Below are 11,138 nucleotides of genomic sequence, written 5' to 3' on the forward strand. Positions count from 1 at the left end.
CGATCTGGTTGGGTGGCCCGATGGTGACCGCCAAGCTGCCGCGCAAGGTCTACGACGCCGAGCTGCTGCGCCTGCAGGGTGAGCTGCTGCAGATGCAGGAGTGGGTCCGGGCGACCGGGCAGCGGGTCGTCGTGGTCTTCGAGGGCCGTGACGCCGCGGGCAAGGGCGGCGCGATCCAGCGCGTCACCCAGTACCTCAACCCGCGCTTCGCCCGGATCGTCGCACTCCCCGCGCCGACCGAGCGGCAGAAGGGCCAGTGGTACTTCCAGCGCTACGTCGAACACCTGCCCGCGGCCGGGGAGATCGTGCTGCTGGACCGCTCCTGGTACAACCGCGCCGGCGTCGAGCGGGTGATGGGGTTCTGCACCGAGGCCGAGTACCGCCGCTTCCTGCGCCAGGCCCCGGTGTTCGAGCAGCTGCTCGTCGAGGACGGTGTCCACCTGCGCAAGTACTGGTTCTCGGTCAGCGCCGACGAGCAGGCCCGGCGTTTCGCCGAGCGGCTGGAGAACCCGCTCAAGCAGTGGAAGCTCTCGCCGATGGACCTGGAGTCGATGTCGCGCTGGGACGACTACTCCAAGGCCCGCGACGACATGCTCACCCACACCGACACCGAGATCGCGCCGTGGTGGATCGTGGAGGCCGAGCAGAAGCGCAACGCGCGCATCAACATGATCCACCATCTGCTCTCCACGATCCCGTGGGAGCCGGTGGAGCGCCGCGTGCTGACCCTGCCCGAGCGCGCGCCGTCGGGCGGTTACGAGCGGCCGCCGCGCGAGGTGCAGCGCGACGTGCCCGACCACGCGGCCACGCTGATCTAGGTCACACCCACCCTTCCGATACCTCTGGTACCGGATACCGTCGCGCGGAGCGACGGCGCGGCACCGAGGCCGCGCGGAGAGGCGGTGACCCTGTGGGTTCCGTGCTGTTCACCGGCTTCCCGGGCTTCCTGGGCTCGGCCCTGCTGCCGCGCACCCTGCGCCGCGCCCCGGAGGCGCGGGCCGTCGCCGTCGTGCAGGACAAGTTCCTCGACCAGGCGCGCTCGACCCTGGCCCGGCTCGAGCGGGAGTCCCCCGGGATCGCCGGGCGGACCGACCTGGTCTCCGGCGACATCACCGTCGACGGGCTGGGGCTCGACCCCGCGGTCCGGGAGCGCCTGTTCGCCGGACCGCTGGAGATCTTCCACCTGGCCGCGGTCTACGACCTGTCGGTGCCGGCCGACGTCGCGTGGCGGGTCAACGTCGACGGCACCCGCCACGTCGTGCGGCTCGCCGAGGCCGCGCCGGAGCTGGTGCGGCTGCAGTACGTGTCGACCTGCTACGTCTCCGGGCGCTACGACGGCATCTTCTCCGAGACCGACCTGGAGCTCGGCCAGCCGTTCGCCAACCACTACGACCACACCAAGCACGAGGCCGAGCGGGTGGTCGCAAAGGCCCGTGACGCCGGGCTGCCGGTGTCGGTCTACCGGCCGTCGGTGGTCGTCGGGGACTCGGTGACCGGCGCGACCCAGAAGTACGACGGCCCCTACTACGTGCTCCAGCTGCTGGCGCGGCAGGGCCGCAGGGCGGTCATGCCGCTGCCGGGCGCGGCGGGACGGACGCGCTTCAACCTGGTGCCCTCGGACTACGTCGTCGACGGCATCGACGCACTCGCCGGCCACCCGCCCGCGGTGAACCGCACCTTCGCCCTCGCCCAGCCCGCGCCCCCGACCGTGCCCGAGATGTGCGAGGTGTTCGCCGACCGGCTCGGCACGCGGCTGCGCACGGTGCCGATGCCGGTCGGGCTCGCGGCGTTCTCCATCGACCACGTCCCGGGCGTCGGACGCCTGTTCCGGACGCCGTCGAGCACGCTGGAGTACCTCACCCACCCCACGCACTACGACACGGCCGCGACGACGGCGACACTCGCCGAGCTCGGGGTGAGCTGCCCGCCCTTCGACGAGCACGTGGACGCGATGGTCCGCTTCTTCCGGGAGAACCCGCAGGTCGGCACGGCCGCGATGGTCTGAGGCGGGCGAGGGCTACCGTCGGGGGGTGGCCATCGAGCGGAACGACGTGCTCCTCGCGGCCGCGACCGTGCTCGTGCAGAACCCGGCCGCGTCGATGACGGAGATCGCGAACGGCGCCGGGATCAGCCGGGCGACCCTGCACCGGCTCGTCGACGGGCGCGAGGCCCTGCTCGACGAGCTCGCCGAGATGGGCGTCGAGCGCGGGATCGCCGCGATCCACGGCGCCCGCACCGGTGAGGGCGACCCGATCGAGGCGGTGCGACGGGTGATCGTCGGCCTGGAACCGTCGGTGGACCTGTGGGTGCTGGCCGAGCGGATCCAGTCCAGCGACGAGGTCCTGGCCCGCTACGCCGAGATGGACACGCTGCTGGTCGAGCTGTTCCGGCGCGGGCAGCGCGCGGGGGCCTTCTGCATCACCCAGTCCGCGACCTGGATGACCGAGGCGCTCTACGCCCTGCTGACCCGGGCGGTGCTCGCCGCGCACGACGGGAGACTGGCCCGCCACGACGTGATCGGCGTGACCGAACGGACGCTGCTGGCGGGGGTCGTCGAGACCCGGCAGTCCGCGGTGTCCTGACCGGGTTGCCCCGTCCCGGTGAGGCATGGAGCACACTTGTCGCCATTGAGACTTCAGTGTCTCAGGAGCTACCGTCGTGGCGCGACCGGGACAATCGGGTCGCGTTCGACTCTCCACCGGGAGGTGGCCGATGACCTCGACCGAGCTGCAGACCCCGTCCTGGCCCGACACGCTGCGGGCCGCCGCACAGCGCACCGGATCCGTCCTGCGCGAGATCTGGGTCGGCATCGACACGTGGAGCGCCGTCACCCACGGCGGCGCCCCGATGCGGTCCCGGCCGCGGACCGGCGAGCTCACCGGCACCCGGAGCTGAGCCCCGCCCACCCGCACCCGCCCCGGCCCGACACCGTCGGGCCGGGGCGTCGCGCGTCGCGGGCCCGCAGACCACCCCGGCTCACGCACCGGCACCGGACGGCGGGGCGAGCCGCGGCACGAGCTGCGTCCAGGCCAGGAGACCGAGCGCACCGGCCACCGCGAGCGTGACGGCGGGTCCGGCACCGGCCGCGAGTGCCCCCGCCGGCGGCGCGGCCACCGTCTGCCCCACCCCGAGCGCGAGGAACGCCCGGGTGACCCCCCGCGAGGGCGCCGCCGGGAACAGCCGGGCGGCCCACAGGATGCACAGCCCGGTCAGGGCCATGTAGCCCGCGCCGAACACCCCGGCCGAGACCAGCGCGACCGCCACCCCCGCGCCGGGCAGGGCGAGCAGCGCGATCCCGGCCGACCACGCCGTCCACACCGCCAGGCCGACCGGGCGCAGCCCGAAACGCTCCGCGGCCCGGCCGACGGTGCCGCCGAGCAGTCCGACCAGGCCGATCGCGCACCAGGCGGCGGTCGCGACGACGGGGCCCGTGCCGAGCTCGGCGATCCGGGTGGTGGCGAAGGTCCAGTACGGCGCGCTCACCGCCCCCAGCAGTCCGGCACCGAGCAGCAGCCCCGACGCGGACGCCCGGGGTGCATCCGGGTGCGGCCCGGGAGCGGGCCGCGCCGGGGTGCGGCGCAGCAGGAACGCCGCGACCGCCGTCGTCGCCGCGGCGAGCAGGGCGAACGCGACCCAGACCGGGCGCCAGTCCCCGGGCAGCAGCGGGGTGAACGCGGTCAGCGCCAGTCCGGCGCCGGTACCGGTGTTCGCCCAGGTCTGGGCCCGGCCGCGGTCGGCCCGGCCGACCGTCTCGACCACGAGCTGGGCCACCCCGGGTGAGGCGAGCCCGACCCCCGACCCGGCCACGACGATGCCGGCGGCGAACACCGCCACCCCGGGTGCGGTCGCCATGGCGGCGAGCCCGGCCGTCGCCGCGACCCCCGCGGCGAGCGTGGTGCCGCGGGCCGAGCGGGCCGACAGCACCGGCGCCACCAGCAGTCCGAGCACGTAACCGCTGGTGGACAGCGCGCCGAGCACGCCGACGGCGAGGGGGCCCAGGTCGAAGGTCTCGGTGAAGCGGGGCACGAAGAGCCCGTAGGCGTAGCGCGCGAACCCGTAGCAGAGCGCGATCACCCCCGCCCCGACCAGCGCGGTCGACCACCACGGCCGGGTGGTCGCGGGAGCCGTGACGGGTCGGATGCCGGTTTCGGTCATACCGATAGTGAACAGACCTGTCTGTTTTCTTGCAAGTCGGCCACCTGCATCCGGCACATCGTTGCTGCTAGATTGGTTAACGGAAGACGTACCGGAAAGTTCATCAGGGAGCGCAGCATGGCACGGACCCGACGGGGCGACGCGGGACCGAAGGTGCTCGACGCGGCCGCCCGGCTCTTCTTCCGCGAGGGCATCCACGCCGTCGGCGTCGACACGGTGGCGGCCCGGGCCGGGGTCACCAAGACCGCGCTGTACTCCAACTTCGGCTCCAAGGACGGGCTGGTCGTGGCCTACCTGCGCGACCGCGACCGGCGATGGACCGCCGAGATCGACCGCATCACCGCCGGGTACGCCGCGCCGCGGGACCGGATCCTCGCGGTGTTCGACGCCTACGAGGCATGGCAGGAGCGCGACGGCTTCCGTGGCTGCGCCTTCCTCAACGCCACCTGCGAGCTGCCCGATCCCGACCACCCCGCACGCGAGGTCGTCCGTCACCACAAGGCCGCCCTGCGCGAGTACCTGCAGACCCAGGCCGACCGGCTCACCGGCGGCACCGGCGGCACGCTGGGGACGACCCTGCTGCTGCTGCTCGACGGCGCGGTCACCGCCGCCGCCCGCGAGGGTGGCCCCGGCCCGATCCGGCACGCCCGCGCGGTCGCCGACTCACTGCTGCCGGTGCCGTCCGGTTCGTCCTGATCCTCCCCGTCCGGGCTAGTCTCGGCGACGTGCTCACCCGCGCCTTCGGCATCGCCCGCTCCCTCGCGACCTACCACGGGATCCCGGGCAGGCAACGCCGGATGCGTCGCTTCTACGGGCAGTTCCTGCAGCCCGGGGACCTGGCGTTCGACGTCGGCGCGCACGCCGGGAACCGGGTGCGGGCGTGGCGCGGTCTCGGGGCACGGGTCGTCGCCGTCGAGCCGCAGCCGGACTTCACCCGGCTGCTGCGGCTGTTCTTCGGGCGCGACACGGACGTGACCGTGCTGCCGGTCGCGCTCGGCGCCGACGCGGGCACCGCCCGGCTCGGCATCTCCAGCGCCACCCCGACGGTGTCGTCGATGTCGCGGCAGTGGCGCGACACCGTCTCCGGCGACGCCGGGTTCGCCGCGGTCCGCTGGGACACGACGGTCGACGTCGAGGTCACCACGCTCGACGAGCTGATCGCGGCGCACGGCGTGCCCGCGTTCTGCAAGATCGACGTCGAGGGGTTCGAGGCCGACGTGCTCGCGGGGCTGTCCCGGCCGCTGCCGGCGCTGTCGTTCGAGTACCTGCCCGCCGCGCTGGACCGGGTCGAGTCGCTCGGTCCGCACGTCTACCGCTACTCCCCCGTCGAGACCATGACCTGGGACGACTCGGCGGGCGACCGGTGGGTCGGCGCCGCGGAACTGCGCGCGGTCCTGGAACGGCGCCGGCCGCTGGGACGCTCCGGCGACGTCTACGCCCGGCACGTCCCCGCCTGAGGGCACCCCGGTCCGGGGTGGTCGCCGCACCGGGTTCCGGACGTTTCGGGCATCCTGGACCTCTGATGCTCCGTCGATCCCGCGGCACCGCCGCCACCGCCCCCGTCCCCGCGCAGGTCGCGGCAGGCGCCGTCCTGCTGGCGGGCGTGCTCGCCCTGCTCACCGCCACCGCCGGTGCGGGGGCGCTGCGACTGACCGGTGCGGCCGTCGTCGGGACGGTCACCGCCGCTCTGCTGGTACGCGCGGCCCGCCGCGCCGGGGAGCCGACGCTCGGCCCCGCCGGGGTGGTGACGCTCGCCCGCGGCACGATGGCCGTCGCCGCCGTCGCCCTGGTCGGGCTGCCCGCTGCCGGGACCGTCGCGCTGGTCGCGCCCGCCGCCGTCGCACTGGCCCTGGACGGGGTGGACGGTCCGGTCGCCCGGCGCACCGGCACCGTGACCGCGCTGGGTGCCCGGTTCGACATGGAGACCGACGCGTTCCTGCTGATGGTGCTGTCCGCGCACGTCGCCGCGACGACCGGGCAGTGGTGGGTCACCGCGCTGGGTCTGCTGCGCTACGCCTTCGTCGCCGCGGGCCGGGTCGCCCCGTGGCTGCGCGGTGAGCTGCCGCCCCGGTACTCGGCCAAGGTCGTCGCCGCGCTGCAGGGGGTGGTGCTGGTGGTGACCGCCGCCGGGGTGCTGCCGACCGCCGACGCCCTGGCCGCGGTCGCCGTCGCGCTGGCCGCCCTGGTGTGGTCGTTCGGGGTGTCGGTGGTGCAGCTGTGGCGGGCGGCGGAGCGGCACCCGTTCGACCGGCGGCGGGCGGCGGGCGCGCTGCTCACCACGGCCTGTCTCGCCCTGGTCGGCACGGTGCTCGTGCTGCCCGCGGACCCGGGCGCGCCGGCCCCGGCGGCGTGGCTGCGGCTGCCGATCGAGGCCGTCCTCGGGGCGGCGCTGCTCGCCGTGCTGCCCGGGCGGGCGCGCACGGTCGTCGCCGCCGGGCTCGGCGCGCTGCTCGCGGCGCTGGGCCTGCTGAAGCTGGCCGACCTGGGGTTCCGCACCTTCCAGGGCCGCCGCTTCGACGCGGTGACCGACTGGTCGCTGCTGGGCAACGGCCTGGAGTTCCTGCGCGGCACCGCCGGCGCCGCCGGGACGGTGGTCGCGGTGCTCGCCGTCGTCGTCGCGGCGGTACTGGTCGTCGCGACCGCGGTGGCGGTCGTGCGGCTGGGCCGGATCGCCGCGCGGCACCGGCCTGCCGCGGTGGGCGGCGCGGTGCTGCTGGGGGCGGCCTGGCTGGTCGTCGGGCCGGTGGCCGGGGCGTCGCTCGTGCCGGGGGTGCCGGTCGCCGCGGCCGACGGCGTCGCCGAGGTCGCGCACCGCACGCAGCAGGTGCCCGAGACCCTGCGCGAGCGTCGTGAGCTCGCCGCGCAGCTCGCCCGCGACGACGTGCCCGTCCCCCGCGACGTGCTCGGCGCACTGCGCGGCAAGGACGTCGTGATCGCCTTCGTGGAGAGCTACGGCCGCACCGCCCAGCTGACCCCGGAGGCGGCGCCGCGGATCCGTCCCGTGCTCGCCGACGCCGACGCCCGTCTGACCGCCGCCGGGTTCGGGATGCGCAGCGGTGTGCTCACCGCCCCGATCAGCGGTGGTGGGAGCTGGCTGGCACACGCCACGCTGTTCTCCGGTCTCCCGATCGCCGACCAGGGCGCGCACGACCGGCTCACCGCCTCCGACCGGCCCACCCTGCCGCGGATCCTGCGCGACGCCGGGTGGGAGACCGCCGTCGTCACCCCGGCCACCACCCGGGAGTGGCCGGAGGCGGCGTTCTTCGGCCACCAGCGCGTGTACGCCGGCGACGACCTCGGCTACGCGGGCCCCCCGTTCAGCTGGTCGCCGATGCCCGACCAGTACACCCTCGAGGCGTTCTCCCGCCTCGAGCTCGACCGCACCGACCGCGGGCCGCTGCTGGGTACCGTGGTGCTGACCTCCAGCCACGCGCCGTGGTCGCCGCTGCTGGACCCGGCCGGGATCGGTGACGGCGCCGTCTACGGCCCCTACGCCGGCGGCCAGCAGGCCTACGACACGATCTTCTCCCTGGACCGGGAGACCCTGCGCGAGGACTACCTGACCTCGCTGGAGTACTCGCTGCGCAGCACCACCGGCTGGCTCGCCGGACGCCAGGACACCGGACGGGACCTGGTCGTGCTGCTGCTCGGCGACCACGAGCCCGGCGCGACCGTGTCCGGGCCCGGCGCGGGAGCCGACGTCCCGATCTCGGTGATCAGCCGCGACCCGGCCGTGCTGGCCGCGATCGACGGCTGGGGGTGGTCCCCGGGACTGCTGCCACCGCCGGACGCGGCGCCGTGGCGGATGGACGAGTTCCGCGACCGCTTCCTCGCCACCTACTCCTGACCGGGGCCGCCCCGGGCCCGGTAGCGCAGCAGCACCAGGTCCCCCATCGGACGGGCCTCGACCAGCGACATCGAGTGCTGCGGGCACTGCGGGAAACACCCCGTCCCCCACGAAGCGGGGGGCGCGGGCGTCGCCGACGAAGAACGGCGCGACGACCACCTGCAGCTCGTCGACCAGCCCGGCGGTGAGGAAGGCCGTGTGCACCACCCCGCCGCCCTCCACGAGCAGGCTCGCCACACCCCGCTCGGCCAGGGCGTCGAGCACCTCCACCGGGTCCGGGGGGTCGCCGGCGGCGACGACCTCGGCCGCCTCGCCCAGCCGGGCACGCAGCGCGGGCGCGGCCGGCGCGGCGGTGAACACCAGCGGGGCGTCCCCGCCGGCGAACACCCGTGCCGCCGGGTCGAGCGCCGCACCGGTGGTGAGCACCACCCGGCGCGGTGAGGACGGTCGCCCGTGGGCCTCCCGCTCCGCCCGCCGCCGGGCGCACCGCACGAGCAGCCGGGGGTCGTCGGCGCGCACGGTGCCCGCACCGACCAGGATCGCGTCCACCTCGGCCCGCACGGCGTCGACCCGGTCGAGGTCGTCGGTGTCGGACAGGACGAGGGTGTCCGGCCCGGCGTCGTCGATGTAGCCGTCCAGCGACATCGCCACCGAGGCGACCACCCGCGGGCGGGTCACCGGGCGCTCCCGGCGGGTGTCCGGTTCGCCCGGTTAGGGTCGGGGCCGGCAGTGAGGGGGTAGGGATGCGGGCACGGGCGTTCTGGGTGACCGGACCGGGGCACGGTGAGATCCGGGAGGTCGAGGTCGGCGGGCCGGGACCGGACGAGGTGCTGGTCCGCACGCGGTACACCGCGGTCAGCCGGGGCACCGAGACACTCGTGTTCCGCGGGGAGGTCCCGGCCTCCGAGCACGAACGGATGCGCGCGCCGTTCCAGGAGGGCGGCTTCCCGGGCCCGGTGAAGTACGGCTACCTGGCCGTCGGCGAGGTGGAGCAGGGCCCCGCGGACCTGACCGGGCGCACCGTGTTCTGCCTGTACCCGCACCAGAGCGCGTTCGTGGTGCCCGCGGCCGCGGTGACGGTCGTCCCCGACGACGTCCCGGCGGCCCGCGCGGTGCTCGCGGGCACCGTGGAGACCGCCGTCAACGCGGTCTGGGACGCCGCGCCGCTGGTCGGCGACCGGATCGCGGTCGTCGGCGCGGGGATGGTGGGCGCCTCCGTGGCCGCGGTGCTCGCCGGGGTCCCCGGCGCCCGGGTGCAGCTCGTCGACCCCGACCCGGCGCGGTCCACGCTGGCCGACGCGCTCGGCGTCGGGTTCGCCGCACCCGACGACGCCACCGGCGACTGCGACGTCGTCGTGCACGCCAGTGCCACCTCCGCCGGGCTCGCCCGGTCGCTGGAGCTGCTCGCCCCGGAGGGCGAGGTCACCGAGCTGAGCTGGTACGGGAGCCGTCCGGTGACGCTGCCGCTGGGCGGGCCGTTCCACAGCAGGCGCCTGGCGGTGCGCGCCAGCCAGGTGGGCACGGTGTCGCCGCGGCGCGCGCACCGCGGCTACGGCGAGCGGATGGCCCGCGCCCTGCGGCTGCTCGCCGATCCCCGCTTCGACGCCCTGGTCGAGCAGGAGGTGGCCCTCGACGCGCTGCCGGGCGCTCTGGCCGCGATGGCAGGCGGCGGGGGGCCGTCGCTGTGTCTGCGGGTGTCGCACGCCTGACCCCGCCCGCTCAGTTGCCGGTCGCGTCGAGCTGGGGCAGCACGTGGCCCAGCCGGTCGCGCTTGGCGGTCAGGTAGCGGACGTTGTGCTCGTCGACCGGCTCCAGCACGGGCACGAGCTCGGCGACGTCGATGCCGTAGGAGGTCAGGGCCTCGACCTTGGCCGGGCTGTTGGACAGCAGCCGCACCCGCCCGATCCCCAGGTGCGCCAGCACGAGGGCGGCGGCGCCGAAGTCGCGGGTGTCGACGGGCAGGCCGAGCGCGACGGCGGAGTCGATCGTGTCCAGGCCGTCCTCGTCCTGCAGCACGTGGGTGCGGATCTTGGCCAGCAGCCCGATGCCGCGGCCCTCGTGCCCGCGCAGGTAGACGATCACCCCGCGCCCCGCGTGCACGACCGCCTGGAGCGCGAGCGACAGCTGGGCGCCGCACTCGCAGCGACGGGCGCCGAACACGTCGCCGGTCAGGCACTCGGAGTGCATCCGCACCAGCGGGGCGTCGACGTCGGTCGGGTCGCCGTACACCAGCGCGAGGTGCTCGGCCCCGCCCTCGTACTCGCGGAAGGCGATCGCCCGGAACCGGCCGTGGCCGGTGGTCAGCTCGGACTCGGCGAACTCCGCCGTGGGGTCGTACTGCGCGTCCTGCACCCTTGCTCCTCCATGATCGGGTGGGCTCGTGGGAGCCTCACCTGCGTGAATCCCCTCCCCGTCGACACCACCGAGGACGTGGCCGGGCAGGCCGCCGCGGTGGCCCTGCTCCCCGTCGGCAGCCTCGAGCAGCACGGACCGCACCTGCCCCTGACCACCGACACCCTCGTGGCGTGCGCCGTCGCCGACCGGGTCGCGCAGGCCCACCCCGTGCGCCTCCTGCCGCCCCTGACCGTGTCCTGCTCGCACGAGCACGCGGCCTGGGCGGGCACCGTCAGCATCTCCGCGACGACCCTGGCCGCCGTCGTCGGCGACATCGCCGCCTCGCTGCGGGCGGCGGGGACCCTCGCGCTGGTGCTGGTCAACGCACACGGCGGCAACTACGTCCTGCGCAACGTCGTCCAGGAGGCCTCGGCGGGTTCCCCGCCGACGACCCTGCCGATGGCCCTGTTCCCGGGCTCGGAGGACTGGGCCGCCGCCCGCGGCGCCGCCGGGCTGGCCACCTCGAACGCCGCCGACATGCACGCCGGGGAGTTGGAGACCTCGATCCTGCTGCACACCCACCCGGAGGTGGTCCGGCCGTCGTACACCGGCGCCGACCACGACGCCGACGACCGGCCGTACCTGCTCACCACCGGGCTGGGCGCCTACTCCCCACCGGCGTCGTCGGGCGACCCTCGCTCGCGACCGCCGGGAAGGGCCGGGGTGTGCTCGACGCCCTCGCCGGGGCCTTCGACGGGCACCTGCGGGCGCTCGCGACCCGCACCGGCTGAGCTGCGGCGAC

At 75.4% G+C, this 11,138-nt stretch carries 10 protein-coding genes and 2 pseudogenes; 9 read left to right on the plus strand and 3 right to left on the minus strand.

Going from position 1 to position 11,138, the window contains the following annotated elements:
* Positions 1 to 20 precede the first annotated feature (20 nt).
* The 4 genes from ppk2 to KPF47_RS31380 all read left to right on the plus strand — a co-directional run bounded on the left by ppk2 (position 21) and on the right by KPF47_RS31380 (position 2,895).
* Positions 21 to 818, plus strand: a complete 798-nt coding sequence (gene ppk2 / locus KPF47_RS31365; RefSeq protein ID WP_224392377.1) for a polyphosphate kinase 2 — start codon at positions 21 to 23, stop codon at positions 816 to 818.
* A gap of 92 nt (positions 819 to 910) precedes the next feature.
* Positions 911 to 2,005 (plus strand): SDR family oxidoreductase, encoded by a 1,095-nt coding sequence (locus KPF47_RS31370; protein WP_224392378.1) that lies wholly within the window; start codon positions 911 to 913, stop codon positions 2,003 to 2,005.
* Positions 2,006 to 2,030: 25 nt separating this feature from the next.
* A complete protein-coding gene (locus tag KPF47_RS31375; protein ID WP_224392379.1) occupies positions 2,031 to 2,582 on the plus strand; it encodes a TetR/AcrR family transcriptional regulator in 552 nt (183 codons plus the stop codon).
* 130 nt (positions 2,583 to 2,712) lie between these two features.
* Positions 2,713 to 2,895 (plus strand): hypothetical protein, encoded by a 183-nt coding sequence (locus KPF47_RS31380; RefSeq protein WP_224392380.1) that lies wholly within the window; start codon positions 2,713 to 2,715, stop codon positions 2,893 to 2,895.
* 81 nt (positions 2,896 to 2,976) lie between these two features.
* Here the strand turns inward: KPF47_RS31380 and KPF47_RS31385 are convergent, their stop codons facing one another.
* Complete coding sequence (locus KPF47_RS31385; protein WP_224392381.1) at positions 2,977 to 4,155, minus strand: YbfB/YjiJ family MFS transporter; 1,179 nt, start codon at positions 4,153 to 4,155, stop codon at positions 2,977 to 2,979.
* Positions 4,156 to 4,272: 117 nt separating this feature from the next.
* Here KPF47_RS31385 and KPF47_RS31390 point away from each other — a divergent pair, with 117 nt between their 5' ends.
* The 3 genes from KPF47_RS31390 (at position 4,273) to KPF47_RS31400 (ending at position 8,002) form a co-directional block, all read left to right on the plus strand.
* The gene (locus tag KPF47_RS31390) at positions 4,273 to 4,851 is read left to right on the plus strand and encodes a TetR/AcrR family transcriptional regulator (protein WP_224392382.1); all 579 of its coding nucleotides are present in this window, start codon (positions 4,273 to 4,275) and stop codon (positions 4,849 to 4,851) included.
* A 29-nt stretch (positions 4,852 to 4,880) separates the two neighbouring features.
* Positions 4,881 to 5,612, plus strand: a complete 732-nt coding sequence (locus KPF47_RS31395) for an FkbM family methyltransferase (protein WP_224392383.1) — start codon at positions 4,881 to 4,883, stop codon at positions 5,610 to 5,612.
* Positions 5,613 to 5,677: 65 nt separating this feature from the next.
* On the plus strand, positions 5,678 to 8,002 hold the full coding sequence (locus tag KPF47_RS31400) for a CDP-alcohol phosphatidyltransferase family protein (protein ID WP_224392384.1): 2,325 nt from the start codon (positions 5,678 to 5,680) through the stop codon (positions 8,000 to 8,002).
* A 147-nt stretch (positions 8,003 to 8,149) separates the two neighbouring features.
* On the opposite strand, the pseudogene KPF47_RS31405 reads toward KPF47_RS31400, so the two are convergent.
* Positions 8,150 to 8,647, minus strand: a pseudogene (locus KPF47_RS31405) (RibD family protein); the annotation flags it as partial.
* 98 nt (positions 8,648 to 8,745) lie between these two features.
* On the opposite strand from KPF47_RS31405, the gene KPF47_RS31410 reads away from it, so the two are divergent.
* Positions 8,746 to 9,711, plus strand: coding sequence for a zinc-binding alcohol dehydrogenase (locus KPF47_RS31410; RefSeq protein ID WP_224392385.1), 966 nt, complete (start codon positions 8,746 to 8,748; stop codon positions 9,709 to 9,711).
* 10 nt (positions 9,712 to 9,721) lie between these two features.
* Here KPF47_RS31410 and KPF47_RS31415 read toward each other — a convergent pair whose 3' ends face one another.
* Positions 9,722 to 10,354, minus strand: a complete 633-nt coding sequence (locus tag KPF47_RS31415; RefSeq protein ID WP_224392613.1) for a GTP cyclohydrolase II — start codon at positions 10,352 to 10,354, stop codon at positions 9,722 to 9,724.
* A gap of 12 nt (positions 10,355 to 10,366) precedes the next feature.
* Between KPF47_RS31415 and KPF47_RS31420 the strand changes: the two are divergent.
* Positions 10,367 to 11,127, plus strand: a pseudogene (locus tag KPF47_RS31420) (creatininase family protein).
* The last annotated feature ends 11 nt before the right edge of the window (positions 11,128 to 11,138 follow it).

Source organism: Pseudonocardia sp. ICBG1293 (genome assembly GCF_020131355.1).
GTDB lineage: Bacteria > Actinomycetota > Actinomycetes > Mycobacteriales > Pseudonocardiaceae > Pseudonocardia.